Genomic DNA, 15,515 nt, shown 5'->3' with positions numbered 1-15,515 from the left:
AGACCTGTCGCAACCACAGGATCGCTCTCCATGGACAGTATCGAAACTGCCTTCACCGCACTCAGCCACCGCATGACCCGCCTGTCCGCACCCGCGCCGATCACGAGCGTCCAGCCGTCGCTGTCCAGCCTGATCGACCGGGTCAACGCGGCCAAGCAGCATTATCAGCCGGGTCTGCGCCGTTAGGCCTTTTTGGCGCGCAACGCGATCACCATCCCGACCACCGCCAGCAGCGCGCCCGATGCAGCGAGGCCCGTCCAGCGATAGCCCTCCACCAGCGTCGAGATCAGCATCGCGATTACCGGGATCAGCACCGCCGTATAGGCCGCCCGCCCAGCGCCCAATCGCTGGATCAACCGGAAATAGAGCGGGAAGGTAACCACCGATCCCGCCAAAGCCAACCAGCCTATCCCCAACAGGTAGGTCAGGCGCAGCTCGACCACCGGCGGCCCTGCCGTCACCCAGGCGAACAGCGCATTGATCCCCGCCCCGATCAGCATCGCCCAGGCAAGCATCGCCACCATCGGCAACCGCCGGGCGATATCCATGCCCTGCATCACATTGGCGGCCGAAGCGCTGAACAGCCCGATGACCGAAAAGCCGACGCCCAAAAGAACCTTGTCCGGATCGACGCTGGCTGCCCGATATTCATGCACCAACATCATCGCGATCCCGGTCATGGCCACCGCCGACCCGGCGATGAAAGCGCGGCTGACCGGCTGACGAAACACGATCCACGCCAGAATCGAATTGGGGATCAGCAGCATCGCATAGAAAACCGCGACCACCCCAGACGTCAGATGTTCTTCCGCGCGATAGACGAAGTTGAAGTTCAGCACGAACTGCGCCGTCCCCAGCAACCCGGCGAAGATCATCCCCGCACCACCGATCCGCAGCGATACGCCGCGCATCCGCGCAAAGGCCATCATCGCGACCCCGGCCAGCGCGAAGCGGTAGCAGACCGACCAACTGGCGGGCACGTTGCCCAGTTGATCGCGAATGACGATCCAGGTCGAACTCCAGATCAGTGTGACGAGGATGAAGGGCAGGACGATGCCGCCCCGGCTTTCGTCAGCCATGGTCAAGCCTGCGTAGGGCATCGGCCAGCGGCGCGACGCCGGCCGCATCCTGCGACCAGTTGGTAACGATCCGCACCGCGCCCGCGCCCCAATCATAGAAATCGAACCCCTGCGCGCGCAGGCTGGCGGCTTCTGGCGCGGAAAGACGCAGGAACAATTCGTTCGCCTCGACCGGATGCAGCAACCGCCCCGTCGCCGCCGCGGCCAGCGCCTGCGCGGCGGCATTGGCGGCGCTGGCATTGGCCAGCCACAGCCCGTCCTCGACCATCGCCAATATCTGCGCGGCAAGATAACGGCCCTTGGAAAATAAATGGCCCGACCGCTTGCGCCAGCGCATCGCTTCTGCGGCCCGGCGCTCCCGCTCCGGCCCGAAGAAGAGCAACGCTTCGCCCACCATCCCGCCATTTTTGATACAGCCAAAACTCAGTGCATCGACGCCCGCCCGCCAGGTGACATCGGCGGGCGCGCAGCCCAGGAAAGCCACCGCATTGGCGAACCGCGCCCCATCCATATGGAAGCCCAACCCATGGGTGCGCGCAATATCCCCCAGCGCCGCAACCTCATCGGGCGTGTAGACGCGGCCATATTCGGTGGCATTGGTGATGCTGATCGCACGGGCGGGCACTTGATGCACGTCGGGGCGAATCACCGCCAGCCGCTCCGTCACCACGTCCGGCGTCAGTTTGGCGCCTTCGCCCGGCAGCGGCATCAGGCTCGCGCCATGGGTGAAGAACCCCGGCGCACCACATTCGTCGACGACGATATGCGCCTCGTCATGGCAGAGGATGCCGCCATAAGGTGGGCACAGGCAGGCCAGCGCGATGCTGTTCGCCGCCGTGCCGGTCGCGACCCACAGCGCGCTGACCGGCGTTTCGAACAGATCGCTAAAGGCCGCGTTAAGCCGGGCGCTCCACTGGTCGCCATCATAGCCATGATCCTCCCGGTCGGCAGCGGCGATCGCGGCCATGACGGGCGGGCAAAGCGGGGTGGCGTTGTCGGAGAAAAAATACATGGGCCAGCGTTAGCGAGGCTATGGCCCAGCGCCAAGAGGCCAGCTTGGCCCAAGCGGCCCGATGGGTCAGCATAGGTGACGTTGTTTCCGGTCCCGCTTTGTGACATAGGCAGCCCGTCCAACCCAAGGAGACAGATTATGGACGGCCAGCATAGTTCGCGTTTCACCGTTACCCGCAGCAGCAAGACTGTGGCGGCGAACGAGCGCGCCGCCCTGCTGGAGGATCCCGGTTTCGGCCGCCTCTTCACCGACCATATGGTGACGATCCGCTATACCGAGGGTAAGGGCTGGCACAGCCATAGCGTCGGTCCGCGCGAACCGTTCCAGATCGACCCGGCCTGCGCCGTGCTCCATTATGCCCAGGAAATTTTCGAAGGCATGAAGGCCTATCGCCTGGCCGATGGCAGCATCGCCATGTTCCGGCCGGAGGAAAATGCCCGCCGCTTCGCGCAATCGGCCGAGCGGCTCGCGATGCCCGAAATCCCCGAAGACCTGTTCCTGGAGGCCGTTGCGGAGCTGGTAAAGATCGATGCGGACTGGATTCCGAGCGGCGAAGGCAGCCTCTATCTGCGTCCCTTCCTGTTCGCGAGCGAGGCGTTCCTCGGCGTGCGCCCGTCGAAGGAATATATTTTCTGCGTCATCGCCTCGCCGGCCGGTGCCTATTTCAAGGGCGGCAAGAAGGCCGTTACCCTGTGGGTGTCCGAACATTATACCCGCGCCGCGCGCGGCGGCACGGGTGCAGCCAAATGCGGCGGCAATTATGCCGCCAGCCTGGTCGCGCAGAAGGAAGCGACCGAACAGGGCTGCGACCAGGTCGTCTTCCTCGATGCCGCCGAAAATAAATGGGTCGAGGAACTGGGCGGCATGAACGTCTTCTTCGTGATGGAGGATGGCTCAATCGTCACCCCGCCACTGACCGGCACCATCCTGCCCGGCATCACCCGCAACAGCATCATCACCCTCGCCCGCGCCAAGGGCCATGATGTGCGCGAAGAACCGTACAGCTTTGCCCAGTGGCGCGCCGATGCCGCCAGCGGCACCCTGCGCGAAGCCTTTGCCTGCGGCACGGCGGCGGTGGTCACCGCGATCGGCACGGTCAGGAGCAAGGATGGTGACTTCACCATCGGCAATGGCGATGGTGGCCTCGTCACCGAAAGCCTGCGCGGCGAACTGACCGGCATTCAGCGCGGGACCGTCGCTGATCCGGCCGGTTGGGTGCATATCGTCTGAGGTTATCGAGCTGGCCCCTGCCCTTTTGGGCGAGCGGGCCAGCCATCGCTTTTCAAGTCGGTCCCGACCGCCTAGACAGGGGCCATGGAACGCTTCGACGTCGTGATATTGGGTGGCGGCCTTGTCGGCCTGACCCTTGGCATAGCTCTTTCCGGCCATGGCGTACGCACCGCCATCGTCGATCCCGCCGATCCGGTGGATACCACCGCCAGCGGTTTCGACGGCCGCGTGTCGGCCATCTCCTCGACCAGTTGCGCGATGCTCTCGGCGATCGGCGTCATGCCCTTCCTCGATGGCAAGGGTTGCCCGATCGACCGCATCTGGGTGAGCGATGGGCTGGAACCTGGCGCGCTCGATTTCATGCCCGACGCCGACGATGACGGCGTGATGGGCACCATGTTCCCCAACCGCGACCTGCGCGTCGCGCTGGAACAGGCCGCGCAGCGTGCGACCAACCTGACCCGCTACCAGCCCGACCGCGCGACCCATGTGGATCGCAATGAGGATGGCGTCGTGCTGACGCTGGCGAGCGGCGCGACGATTCGCGGTGCGCTGCTGGTCGCGGCGGAGGGTCGCAACAGCCCAACCCGCGAGGCGGCGGGCATCCGCACCACCCGCTGGCAATATAGCCACACCGCCATGGTCAGCGCGATCGACCATGACGTGCCGCACGGCAACACGGCTTATGAGATTTTCTATGTCGGCGGCCCGTTCGCGCTGCTGCCGATGCTGCCGGGCACCCGCTCGGCGATCGTATGGACCGTGCCGAGCGAACAGGCACCCGCCATGCTCAAACTCTCCGAACGCGCCTGGCTTGCCGAGGCGCAGAAGCGAATCGGTGGTTTCCTGGGCGCGATCCGTATGGCTGGCCCCCGCTCCTCCTACCCGCTCGGTTTCCATCATGCCGCCCGCATCACCGATATGCGGCTGGCGCTGGTCGGCGACAGCGCCCATGCGATTCACCCAATTGCGGGCCAGGGGCTGAACCTTGGCCTGCGAGACGTCGCCGCTTTGGTCGAAGTGCTGGTCGATGGCATGCGCCTCGGCCTCGATCCGGGCGATGCGCAATTGCTCGCGCGCTATCAGCGCTGGCGCGGGCTGGACGCGATCATGACGAGCGTCGCGATGGACGGCCTTGTCCGCCTGTTCGACATTCCCGGCCGCCTGCCCAAGCTGGCGCGGCGCGCAGGGCTAGCGGCGGTGCAGCGCACGTCGCTGCTCAAGGGGCGCTTCATGGCCGAAGCGCGCGGCCAGTCCGGGGCGCTGCCCCGGCTGCTGACCGGCGAGCTGGTCTGACCGGCGTTCAGCCCCGGCCGCGATAGCCCGGCACGTCCTGCGCGGGCAGCCACAGCCCCGCAGGCGGTTCGCCCGATTGCCAGAACACGTCGATCGGGATGCCGCCGCGCGGATACCAATAGCCGCCGATTCGCAGCCAGATCGGGGTCATCTCGGCGAACAGCCGCTCGCCAATCCCCACCGTGCAATCCTCATGAAAGGCGGCGTGGTTGCGGAACGCCCCCAGGAACAGTTTGAGCGACTTGGATTCGACTATCGTCGCGGCGGGCGCATAGTCGATCACCAGATGGGCGAAGTCGGGCTGGCCCGTCACCGGGCAGAGCGAGGTGAATTCGGGCGCGGTAAAGCGTACCAGATAGGGTTTGCCCGGACGCGGGTTGGGCACATAATCGAGGATGGCGGCTTCCGGCGTGGCAGGCAGCGCGCTGGTCTGGCCCAGATGGAGCGGGGTTTGGTTAAGGTCGGTCATGCCCGCTCCTTACGCGATTGCCCGCCCGTTGTCATCGGCCCAACGGGACAGGCGACGTTGTTCACTTGCCATTCAGCGCGGCTTGTGCCTTGGCCAGTATATGGGGTCTGTTCGTTCACTGATGCTCGCCGTGCCACTGCTGCTGGCCGCGCCTGTTCATGCCCAACAAGCGGAGGAGTCCGCACCCGGCAGCTTCAGTCTGCCACCGTCGCGGACAACAGCGCCCCCCGTAGATCCTCGTCGCCAAGGACCGGAACTTGATGTCTTTCGCGCGCCCGCTACTCCGGTCGCGCCGCCGCCTATCGTCGCGCCGACCGTTGCGCCGCCGCCTGTTCCTGTGCCGACACCGTCTCCGACGCAGCCCTCTGAACCGCAACCGGAGCGACAGACCGCACGGCCAAGCGAAGCACGCACCGCCCTCCCGTCGCGCGCCCAGCCGGAAGCTGCCAGCCCGCAAAATGACAGCGCCCTCCCACCGGAGCCGACACCAGCCGAGCCAGTGGACAATGAGACAGGCCCCGTCACCACATCGCCCCCGGCGGCAACGCCCGCGCCAACGGCCAGTCCGACTACAGAATCGACGATGCCTTGGGGTTGGATCATTGTCGGCTTGCTCGCCTTGGCGGCCCTCATCGTCGGCTTTTTCCTGCGTCGCCGTCGTTCTTCCGACGAAGGCGAAATGGTCGAAGCGGACCCTGTGCCCGCGCCTGTCGCGCCTCCTCCGCCGCCACCTGCCCCTGTCGCGCCGCCGCCCCCTCCTCCAGCGCCGACCGATGCCGACCGCGCCTGGATCGACATGCAACTCATGGTCACGCAGGCGCGCTATTCGCTGATGGGGGTCACCATCACCTATGGCCTGTTGCTGCACAATCGCGGGTCGCTTGCCGCGCAGGACATGTTGGTGCGCGGCATCCTCGGCAATGGCGGCGCGAACCAGCAAGCGCTGCTCGATGGCTTCTTCATCGGCGAAACCGGCCTGCCGCTCCACGCTGCCGTCGCGCTCGCGCCGGGCGAAACCCTGCGGCTGGAGGGCGAACTGCGCCTTGCACCGGACCAGATCGTGCCGGTGCCCATGGGCGATCGCAGCCTGCTGATCCCGATCGCGGCCTTCGACACAAGCTATCAATATAGCGATGCGGCGGACGACAAGGGCCGTACTGCCCGCGCCTTCATCGTCGGGCAGGAGCAGGAACCACCCGCCGAGCGCCTCGCACCCCTTCGGCTCGACCAGGGACCGCGCCACTATCGCCGTCCCGCCGCCCGCGCCGCCGCCGAACTGCCACCGCGCTAGGCGTGGCCCTTTCCAGTCGCCGCCCCCCGGCCTAGAAGGGGCGGCAAGACGCAGGCCATAGGGGACCGCATGACCATTTTCGTTTCCACCGACTGGCTCGCAACGCATCTGGGCGCGCCGGACCTCTGCATCCTCGACGCCAGCCTGTTCCTGCCCGGCACGCCGCGCGATCCCCTCGCAGAATATGCAGCAGCGCATATCCCCGGCGCCGTATTTATGGACCTGGCGACGCTCAACGACCCTGACGACGCGACGCCGGGGATGCTTCCGCCCGATGCGCTGATGACGCAGCGCTGCCAGACGCTGGGCATCAACCCCGACAGCCGGATCATCGTCTATGATAATAGTCCGCTGCACAGTGCCGCGCGCGGATGGTGGATGATGCGCCTCTATGGCTTGGGCGCCTCGGTCGCAATCCTCGACGGCGGCCTGCCCAAATGGGTGGCGGAAGGCCGCCCGACAGAGGCTGGCATCGTCACCCCGACCCCCGGCACCGCCATCGCCCGCCGCGCGGCCGGACAGGTACGGGCCAAGGCGGACCTGATCGCCAATCTCGCCACCGGCGCGGAACAAGTCCTCGACGCGCGCGGCGCTGGGCGCTTCACCGGCGCGGAAGCCGAACCGCGCCCCGGCATGGCGGCGGGCCATATCCCCGGATCGCGCAACCTGCCCTCGCCGTCGCTGTTCAACCCCGACAACAGCATGAAATCGGGCGACGAATTGCGCGCCCTCTACGCCAACGCCGGAATCAACTTCGACCGCCCGGTCATCACCAGTTGCGGCAGCGGCGTCACCGCCGCGATCCTGCTCGCCGGGCTGGAGTCGCTCGGCAAGGACGATGTGACCCTCTATGATGGCAGTTGGTCCGAATGGGGCTTCGACCCCGCCACGCCCAAGGCGACCGGCCCGGCATGAGTGACGACCGCAAGCCGCTGACGAAACTGGTGCAGGCCGGGCGCAAGCCGGAATGGACCGGCATGCCCGGCCAGCCCGGCGGCATCGTCAGCCCGCCCGTCTGGCGCGCCTCGACCATCCTCTATGACGATGTCGCCCATCTGCGAAAGGCCGCGGGCAGCAGCACGCATGAGCGGCTCTTCTACGGGCGCAAGGGCACGCCAACCGCCTGGTCCCTCGCCGACGCGCTGACCGAAATGGAACCGGGCGCAGAAGGCACGATGCTCTTCCCGTCGGGTGTCGCCGCGATCGCCTGCGCGCTGATGGCGGTGCTGAAGCCGGGCGATCGGCTGCTGATGCCCGACAGCACCTATGATCCGACCCGCAATTTCTGCGACCAGACACTCAATAGTTACGGTATCGAAACAATCTATTATGATCCGTGCGATGCTGTCCGGGTCGCTGTCCGCCTTGCCGATGAAAAGGTGCGGGCTATCTTTCTCGAAAGCCCCGGCAGCCTGACGTTCGAGGTGCAGGACATTCCCGCAATCACTGCCATCGCGCAGGAACGGGGCATCGTCACGCTGCTCGACAATACCTGGGCGACGCCGCTCTTTTTCCCGGCATTGTCCCATGGCGTGGACATCTCCATTCTGGCCTGCACCAAATATATCGTCGGCCATAGCGACGTGATGATGGGCAGTGTCACGGCGAACGCCCAATGGTTCGGCAAGGTTCGCCAGACCGCCTATCTGTTCGGCCAGATGACCAGCCCCGACGATGCCTGGCTCGCTTCGCGCGGCCTCCGCACATTGGGCGTGCGGCTGCGCCAGCATCAGGATGGTGCGCTCGCGGTCGCCCATTGGCTCAAGGACCAGCCCGGCGTCGCGCGCGTGCTGCACCCCGCTTTGCCCGACTGCCCCGGCCATGCGCTATGGCAGCGCGACTTTTCCGGCTCGACCGGCCTGTTCAGTTTCATCCTGGACGGCGGCGACGAAGCCGCCCGCGCCGCGCTGATCGACGGCCTCGTCCATTTCGGCATCGGCTATAGCTGGGGCGGCTTTGAAAGCCTCGCTTTGCCGGTCGATCCCGTCCGTCACCGCACCGCAACCCGCTGGGAGGCAGAAGGGCCAATGGTCCGCCTGCATATCGGCCTGGAAGACCCCGACGACCTGATCGCCGATCTCGATGCAGGCCTCGCCCGCTTCCGGGCGGCGCGATGACGCTCAGCATCGCCTGGCTGCTCAACCGCGTGCCCGACAGCGGTGGGTTGATCCATCCGCTGATCGCGCTGGGCGTCGCGCTCGTCCTGCATCTTGCCGCAGCCGGGCTGGCGCGCCGGGTCGAGCCGCGGGTCCGCGCTCCTGTAGAAGCTCTGGGGGAATCCTTCGCGAGCCGTCTGCGCGCCATGTTGCGTTACGCTTTCTCGGCCCTGTTGATCGGTATCGCTACGGCTTTCTGGCCGCATGATTCAGTTGGCCATCTGGTGCTTGGCATCGGCCTTGGACTCTCCGTGGCGCTGCTTGCAGGCTATGCGTTGCGCACCCTGTCCATCCCGCGCTGGGCCACCCTGCCGCTGGCACTCCTGCTGTTCCTGACGATCGTTTCCGGCACCAATGGTGGGCTCGCGCCTGTAGGCGCCACCCTCGATACGGTCGGCATCAGCCTCGGCAAACGCCGGGTCACACTGCTCAGCCTGTTGTCGATCGCGGCCACCTGCGTCGCACTGTTCGCGCTCGTCCGCCTCGCGAACAAATTGATCGGCCGATCAATTGGTCAAGCGGAAGGCTTCGACCCCACACAAAAGCTGCTGGCGCAGAAATTGGCCGCCATCGCCATCATCATCGCCGCCTTCTTCATCGGCGTCGACATGCTGGGTATCGACCTGACCGCCTTTGCCGTCTTTTCTGGCGCGCTCGGCCTGGCGGTCGGCTTCGGCCTGCAAAAGACGTTCGGCAATCTGATCGCGGGCATCATCCTGCTGATGGATCGGTCGATCAAGCCGGGCGACGTCATCGTCGTCGGCGACAGTTTCGGCTGGGTGAACAAGATCGGCGTACGCGCTGTCAGCGTCATCACCCGCGATGGCAAGGAGCATCTGATCCCGAACGAAAATCTGATGACGCAGGAGGTGGAGAACTGGTCCTATTCCGACCGCAATGTCCGCGTCCGCATTCCCGTCGGCATCGGCTATGACAGCGACCTCAAGCTCGCCCAGGCGCTGATGCTGCAAGCCGCCGCCGAAAGCCCACGCGTGCTGCGCAATCCCAAACCCAATGTCTGGCTGACCGGCTTTGGCGACAGCCGCGTCGAACATGACATATTGGTGTGGATCAGCGACCCGGAGGGCGGGGTCGGCAATGTGAAGTCCGATGTGCTGGGCCGCGTGTGGCAGCTCTTCCGCGACAATGGCATCACCATTCCCTATCCGCAGCGGGTCATCCATGGCGCGGCCGAGCTACCCCAAAAGCCGTAACTTTACGGGGTCGCTTCCATCGGCCTGCACGCCTATATCAACACGATGAACCTCCTCATGCCTCTCTTGATCTTCCTCGCCACCGTCGTCGCGATGGAGGGTTTCGCCTATGTCATGCACCGCTGGATCATGCATGGTCCCGGCTGGTTCCTACATGCCAGCCACCATCGCCCGCGCCTTGGCCGGTGGGAAGCCAATGACCTGTATTTCGTGATCTTCGCCCTGCCCTCCATCCTGCTGCTGCTAGGCGGCGTGCAATGGGGCTGGGGCGGCTGGGCGACGGCCATGGGTGCCGGGATCGCCGCCTATGGTGCCATCTATCTCGGCTTCCACGACATCATCGTGCATCAGCGCGTCAAGAACCGCTATGTCGCTCGCTCACCCTATATGAAACGGATCGTCCAGGCCCACCGCCTGCATCATGTGGTCGAAACGAAGGAGGGCACGGTCAGCTTCGGCTTTCTGGTCGCCCCGCGCCCGGAGGATCTGAAACGCGAACTCGCCCGCCGCAACCGTGCAGGCGTGCGCGCGCCAACCGCCGCCGATCCCATCCTGCCAGCCGAATAACGCAGCGGCCCTGCTCAGGCGGTGTAACGGGCTGCCGTTTGCCGGATTAGGGCAATCATGTTGGGGATGCCCTGCGTCCGGTTTGAACTCAGTTGATTACGCAGATCGAAGGGAGCTAGCGCCTCCTCGATATCCGCCGCAGCTATGACTGCGGGCGGCTGGTCCTGCACCGTTTGCAGCACCAGAGCGATGATCCCCTTGGTGATCGCGGCATTGCTGTCCGCCAGAAAGTGGAGCCGTCCATCGTCCAGCACGGTCGGATAGACCCATACCGCCGCCGAACAGCCGCGCACCAGCGTCGCATCGGTCTTGAGCGCGTCCGGCATCGGTTCCAGCGCGCGACCAAGATCTATCAGCAGCCGATAGCGATCGTCCGCGTCGAGGAACTGATATTCTTCCTGAATGTCGGCTAGGTTCGTCATGCCCGTCCCTATAGGGCGAAAAGGCCGACAGGTAAGCCCCCTTTGGATCAGGCTACGACCCAATCCTTGCGCAATGCCCGACCGCCCAGCGCCATGAAAAATCCGGCAAGCAGGTAGAAGCCAAGGGCTCCGACAATGGCGTAGCGCAATGCTTCAATCCCATAGACGGGGGTCAGCGCGTCGGACAGCGCGCCGACAAACCAGCTACCAAGCCCCAGCCCCACAAGATTGTTGATCAGCAGGAAGCTCGCCGCCGCACTGGCGCGCATATGGGCAGGGACGAGATGTTGCACGGCTGTCAGGACAGGGCCGAGCCAGACATAGACCAGCGCCTGTGGCACGAGGAACAGCGCAAAGGCAAAACCTACACTGTCAGAAAGAACCCCGACCACGAACAGCGGCATCCCCACCACATAGCTGATCGCAGGCACCCAGGCATAATAGGCCTTGTCCTTGCCACCCATCGCATCGCCCAGCCAGCCACCCAGCAACACGCCCGCCACTCCGCCGATCAGCAGCAGCCCGCCCAGAAACTGCCCGGCCCCCATCAGGTCAAGCCCGAAGCTGCGCATCAGCAGGCTGGGCAGCCAGAAGGCGACGCCATAGCCGCACATCGAACTGCACGCCGCGCCAACCGCCAGGAACCAAAAGCTGCGCTTGGCCGCCAATATGCCGAACACGGCGGACACGGGCGCAGCGTCGCTGGCCTGTACCGGCCGTACAGGTTCGCGCACCACCAGGCGAAAAACCGGCGCGATCAGCAGGCCCAGCAAGCCAACGACAATGAAGGCGGTACGCCACTCCACGGTCTGGGCGATATAGCCGCCGAGCAGCACGCCGCCCGCCGAACCCAGCGGAATGCCGAGCGAGTAAATGGACAGCGCCCGCGCCCGCTGATGCGCCGGGAAATAGTCGGAGATCACCGCATAGGAGGGCGCGACCCCGCCCGCTTCGCCAACACCCACGCCGATGCGGCACAGGAACAATTGCATGAAATTGCCCGCCAGACCGCACAGCGCGGTAAATCCGCTCCAGACAGCAAGGCTGACGGTGATGACCCAAGTCCGGCTGGTGCGATCGGCCAGCAGCGCCAGCGGGATCGCCAGCGTCGAATAGAGGAGCGCAAAGGCGATACCGCCAAGCGCTCCCAACTGCGTATCGCTCAGCCCCAACTCCGCCTTGATCGGCCCGGCGAGGATACCGAGAATCTGCCGGTCGAGGAAGTTGAACGTATAGACGAGCAACAGCATCGCCAGCACAACGCCGCGATAGGCGGGGGAAGCGGGGGTGGCGGATTGGTCGGTCATATGGCTTCACCCATCTCCGTTCAGTTCGAGCTTGTCGAGAACCGTTGCGCAAGGGTTCTCGACAGGCTCGAACCGAACGGAGATGAGGTGGAGATCAGAACTTGACCGTCCCGGTCAAAAACACCTGCCGGGGATTGCCGTAAAAGGCCGTCAGCGTGCCTTCGCGGCCCAGCGTGGGCGTCGGGAAACCGGCGGCATTGTTTGCCCCAACGAAGGTATAGCCCGACGTCTTATATTCCTTGTCCAGTATATTCTTGCCATGCAGGCCCAGCGTCCAGCGATCGTCGGGCGCGGTATAGACGATGCTCGCATCCCACAGCGCATAGCCCTTCTGGTCGATATAAGGGTTGGGAACTTCAAACTGATAGGTCTTGCTACGCCAAGACACGCTGCTTGCCAGAAACAGGCTTCCCGCGCCAAGGGGGGTTGTATAGCTCATTGTACCACTGGCAGTCCATTTGGGCGTATTCTGCACTTCGCGGAATGCAGCGACATCGGTCGGCACGCCACCGATATTGGTGATATATTCGCGATATTCCGCGTCGATATAGCCTATCGCAGTGGACAGGTTCAGCCGATCGCCTGGCGTCATCAGGTCACGCCCCAGCCGTGCGGTGCTTTCAAACTCCAGCCCCTTGAACCGCGCCTTGCCGGCATTGGAGACGATGCCACAGAAGGAGGGAATGCCACCAACAGAGCAAGCGACCGAACCAGGTATCTGCACGTCCTTGTAGTCGGCGTAGAAGCCAGCGACCGCGACATAGAGCGCGCCGCCCATAAAATTGCCCTTATAGCCCACCTCATAGCTGTCCACCTCTTCGGGCGCGAAGCTCAGGAAGGATGCGATTTCGCTGTCCTGCCGAATACCGTCGCCGTTGAGATCAGGCGCGTTGGTGCCGACTCCCCGCGGATCAAAGCCGCCGCCCTTGAACCCCTTGGAATAGCTTGCATATAAATTATGATCAGGGGTCGGCTTGTAACTGACGGAAAAGCGAGGCGTGAATTTCTTATATTCGCGTTCGCCGTTGAAATTGGTGCTGGGTGCGCCGAAGGCCACGCCCGCGCCGCCAAATAGCGGTGAGCCGCCACCCAGATAATTCTGCCGCAAAATATCGGCCCGCCGCTTGTCCCACGTGTAGCGGCCACCAGCCGATACGCTCAACTGATCCGAGATATCGAAGGTGAAGTCGCCGAAAATCGCGTAGGTTTCCGTATCCACATCCGCCCTGGTAAAGGCGGTGAGACCGGCCAATGTCGTGAATAGCCTCACATCGAACGCCGTGTCAGCCTTGGCATCGAGATAGTAGAAACCGATCATGCCATGCAGCGGACCTTTGTCATAGAGAAGCTGGAATTCCTGGCTCAACTGCTCGTTGAAGTAGAAGGCCGGCACATCCACGTCGACTGCTGGCAGCGCATCGAAATCGATCGGCGAGGCGCTGTCATCCTTGCGCCAGGCGCTAATCGACCGCAGCGTGACCGCGTCGCTCAGTTCAGCGGTGATGTTCATGGAGAGACCATAGGACTTCACATATTGTTTGGGATCGACCAGGCCGCCGCGCGTGTCGAACACATTGTCCAACACCGGCGCGCCCGATAGCTGGCCGGGGATCAGCCGATGGCCGCCCCGCGCGCTACTATTATCCTTGGTATAATCGCCGGTGATCCGCATCAGCACGGGCTCGCCATAACCACCCATTTCAAAGGTGGCGCGGCCCGCCCAGATATCCTTGTTGTAATTTTCATCGCCCGTGGTGAGATTGTCGCCAAAGCCGCCGCGCGACAGACGGGCAAAGGCCCCACCGACGCGGATCAGGTCGCTCAATGGTGCCGACACGCTGATGATGCCGTCGGCCTGGTCATAGCTGCCATAGGTGCCCTTGAGCTTGAGCGAAAATTCCTGCGGCAGCATCTTGGTCACATATTTGACCGCGCCGCCGATGGTGTTGCGACCATAAAGCGTACCCTGCGGCCCGCGCAGCACTTCGATTCGCTCGACATCGTAAATGTCGAGGACCGCGCCCTGCGGCCGGTTGAGATAAACATCGTCGAGATAGATGCCCACGCCCTGTTCAAAGCCCGAAACCGGGTCTTGCTGGCCCACGCCGCGGATGAAGGCGGTCAGCGTCGAATTGGTGCCGCGCGAGGCTTCCAGCGTGGTGTTGGGCGTCATGTTGGCAAGGTCGGTAATGTCGATCGCTCCGCCCCGTTCCAGTGCGTCGCCGGAAAAGGCGCTGACCGCGATCGGTACGCTGATCAGCGTTTCCTCACGACGGCGGGCGGTGACAACGATAGCGGCCTCCTCTTCGACTGCGGGCGCGGCAGCGTTCTGAGCGAGGGCAGGGATGGCCAATATGCCGCTCCAGGCGGCGGAGGCAAGGGCGATGGCGCGGATGCTGCAATGGGCCTTCATGGTCGGTCCTCTCCTGAAAATGGGGTGCCCAATCTGCCGGGGCACTTACCGTTGCCCGATTCAATAATGAAAGTTGAACCATCTTTCAACTTGAAATAGAGAGACGCAGACAAGGCCGGTTCAGTGCGGCAAAAAGAACACAGATTTTGCGAGGAGTGGACATGGCCGAGGATGCCACCGCCAAGGATGACAAGACGCCGCGTACCGCCAGAGGCGAGCGCACGCGCCATGCGCTGCTGGCAGCCGCCGCACAAGAATTTGGCGAAAAGGGTTTTCATGATGGCTCGATCAGCGGCATCACCCGTAGGGCTGGCTGCGCGCTGGGCAGTTTCTACACCTATTTCGACAGCAAGGATGATATCTTCCGCGCGCTCGTTGCCGACATGTCGGGCCAGGTGCGCGATTATGTCGGCCCGCGTATTGCCGACGCTCGCAATGGTATCGAGGCGGAACGGATAGGCCTTCTAAGCTTTTTGGAGTTCGCACGCGAACATAAGGAAATCTACCGCATCATCGATGAAGCCGAGTTCGTCGATCAAGCCGCCTATCGCGCTCATTATGAAAATACGGCATCGCGCATGACAGCCCGACTGACCAAGGCGGCGGCGCGTGGTGATGTGCGCGCTGATGTTGAGGAAGTTCATGCCTGGGCGATCATGGGCATGAATGTGTTTTTGGGCCTGCGTTTTGGCGTTTGGGATGACAGCCGCCCGGCCGATGAGATCGCCGCCATTGCCAACGCGCTGGTGGAACGCGGCATTGGCACCAAGGCCTAGGGAAAACAGCGGCGGCGAATCGCGGTTCGCGCCGTCATATGCTTATCATCCTGTTTCCGGTAGTTCCGGCCGGCCGCGATCTTCATGGCTCACCCCCGATCGCAGCCTGTCCATCCAGTCCGTGCCGGTGCATAGGCCAAGCATGGCAGTCGCATCCCACTTCGCGAGAATAAGGGGTATTTCCGATTGTGCCATCGGTCTTCCAAACCCAAGTTGGACAGCGCTGGCGGAACGCGCAGTGAACACGAGATCGTAAGTACTTGATTTTGCTAGGGTCGAGTTT

At 63.9% G+C, this 15,515-nt stretch carries 16 protein-coding genes; 9 read left to right on the top strand and 7 right to left on the bottom strand.

Annotated elements, in window-relative coordinates; all coding sequences use genetic code 11:
• Window positions 1–30 precede the first annotated feature (30 nt).
• Window positions 31–186, top strand: coding sequence for a hypothetical protein (locus V2I08_RS14785; protein WP_349635813.1), 156 nt, complete (start codon window positions 31–33; stop codon window positions 184–186).
• On the opposite strand, the gene V2I08_RS14780 is transcribed toward V2I08_RS14785, so the two are convergent.
• Window positions 183–1,079, bottom strand: coding sequence for a DMT family transporter (locus tag V2I08_RS14780; RefSeq protein WP_349635812.1), 897 nt, complete (start codon window positions 1,077–1,079; stop codon window positions 183–185). The two genes, V2I08_RS14785 and V2I08_RS14780, sit on opposite strands and share 4 nt — an antisense overlap.
• Entirely contained in the window at window positions 1,072–2,091 is a 1,020-nt protein-coding gene (locus V2I08_RS14775) for a beta-eliminating lyase-related protein (protein WP_349635811.1), read from the bottom strand. The genes V2I08_RS14780 and V2I08_RS14775 overlap by 8 nt, the downstream gene beginning before the upstream one ends.
• 138 nt (window positions 2,092–2,229) lie before the next feature.
• On the opposite strand from V2I08_RS14775, the gene V2I08_RS14770 reads away from it, so the two are divergent.
• Window positions 2,230–3,321, top strand: a complete 1,092-nt coding sequence (locus V2I08_RS14770) for a branched-chain amino acid aminotransferase (RefSeq protein WP_349635810.1) — start codon at window positions 2,230–2,232, stop codon at window positions 3,319–3,321.
• An 84-nt stretch (window positions 3,322–3,405) separates the two neighbouring features.
• The gene (locus V2I08_RS14765) at window positions 3,406–4,617 is read left to right on the top strand and encodes a UbiH/UbiF/VisC/COQ6 family ubiquinone biosynthesis hydroxylase (protein ID WP_349635809.1); all 1,212 of its coding nucleotides are present in this window, start codon (window positions 3,406–3,408) and stop codon (window positions 4,615–4,617) included.
• A gap of 7 nt (window positions 4,618–4,624) precedes the next feature.
• Here the strand turns inward: V2I08_RS14765 and queF are convergent, their stop codons facing one another.
• Entirely contained in the window at window positions 4,625–5,086 is a 462-nt protein-coding gene (gene queF / locus V2I08_RS14760) for a preQ(1) synthase (protein WP_349635808.1), read from the bottom strand.
• Between the two features lie 100 nt (window positions 5,087–5,186).
• Here queF and V2I08_RS14755 point away from each other — a divergent pair, with 100 nt between their 5' ends.
• The 5 genes from V2I08_RS14755 to V2I08_RS14735 all read left to right on the top strand — a co-directional run bounded on the left by V2I08_RS14755 (window position 5,187) and on the right by V2I08_RS14735 (window position 10,314).
• Window positions 5,187–6,377: a hypothetical protein gene (locus tag V2I08_RS14755; RefSeq protein ID WP_349635807.1), complete on the top strand. Its 1,191-nt coding sequence runs from the start codon at window positions 5,187–5,189 to the stop codon at window positions 6,375–6,377.
• 69 nt (window positions 6,378–6,446) lie between these two features.
• Window positions 6,447–7,292: a 3-mercaptopyruvate sulfurtransferase gene (gene sseA / locus V2I08_RS14750; protein WP_349635806.1), complete on the top strand. Its 846-nt coding sequence runs from the start codon at window positions 6,447–6,449 to the stop codon at window positions 7,290–7,292.
• Entirely contained in the window at window positions 7,247–8,494 is a 1,248-nt protein-coding gene (gene metC / locus V2I08_RS14745) for a cystathionine beta-lyase (protein ID WP_405053655.1), read from the top strand. Before sseA ends, metC begins: the two co-directional genes overlap by 46 nt.
• Window positions 8,491–9,747 (top strand): mechanosensitive ion channel domain-containing protein, encoded by a 1,257-nt coding sequence (locus V2I08_RS14740; RefSeq protein ID WP_349635804.1) that lies wholly within the window; start codon window positions 8,491–8,493, stop codon window positions 9,745–9,747. Before metC ends, V2I08_RS14740 begins: the two co-directional genes overlap by 4 nt.
• 45 nt (window positions 9,748–9,792) lie before the next feature.
• Window positions 9,793–10,314: a beta-carotene hydroxylase gene (locus V2I08_RS14735; RefSeq protein WP_349635803.1), complete on the top strand. Its 522-nt coding sequence runs from the start codon at window positions 9,793–9,795 to the stop codon at window positions 10,312–10,314.
• A 14-nt stretch (window positions 10,315–10,328) separates the two neighbouring features.
• Here V2I08_RS14735 and V2I08_RS14730 read toward each other — a convergent pair whose 3' ends face one another.
• From V2I08_RS14730 to V2I08_RS14720, 3 genes are all read right to left on the bottom strand, one after another.
• Entirely contained in the window at window positions 10,329–10,736 is a 408-nt protein-coding gene (locus tag V2I08_RS14730) for a SufE family protein (protein WP_349635802.1), read from the bottom strand.
• A gap of 47 nt (window positions 10,737–10,783) precedes the next feature.
• Window positions 10,784–12,043, bottom strand: a complete 1,260-nt coding sequence (locus V2I08_RS14725; protein WP_349635801.1) for an MFS transporter — start codon at window positions 12,041–12,043, stop codon at window positions 10,784–10,786.
• 94 nt (window positions 12,044–12,137) lie between these two features.
• A complete protein-coding gene (locus V2I08_RS14720) occupies window positions 12,138–14,456 on the bottom strand; it encodes a TonB-dependent receptor (RefSeq protein WP_349635800.1) in 2,319 nt (772 codons plus the stop codon).
• 161 nt (window positions 14,457–14,617) lie between these two features.
• Here V2I08_RS14720 and V2I08_RS14715 point away from each other — a divergent pair, with 161 nt between their 5' ends.
• Complete coding sequence (locus tag V2I08_RS14715; protein WP_349635799.1) at window positions 14,618–15,232, top strand: TetR/AcrR family transcriptional regulator; 615 nt, start codon at window positions 14,618–14,620, stop codon at window positions 15,230–15,232.
• 45 nt (window positions 15,233–15,277) lie between these two features.
• Here V2I08_RS14715 and V2I08_RS14710 read toward each other — a convergent pair.
• Window positions 15,278–15,515, bottom strand: a 238-nt coding sequence (locus V2I08_RS14710; RefSeq protein WP_349635798.1) for a hypothetical protein, incomplete at its 5' end; no start/stop codon positions are given.

Origin of the sequence: Sphingobium sp. MK2 (assembly GCF_040170545.1) — a bacterium.
Classification (GTDB): domain Bacteria; phylum Pseudomonadota; class Alphaproteobacteria; order Sphingomonadales; family Sphingomonadaceae; genus Sphingobium.
This window is presented reverse-complemented; position numbering and strand designations above follow the sequence as displayed.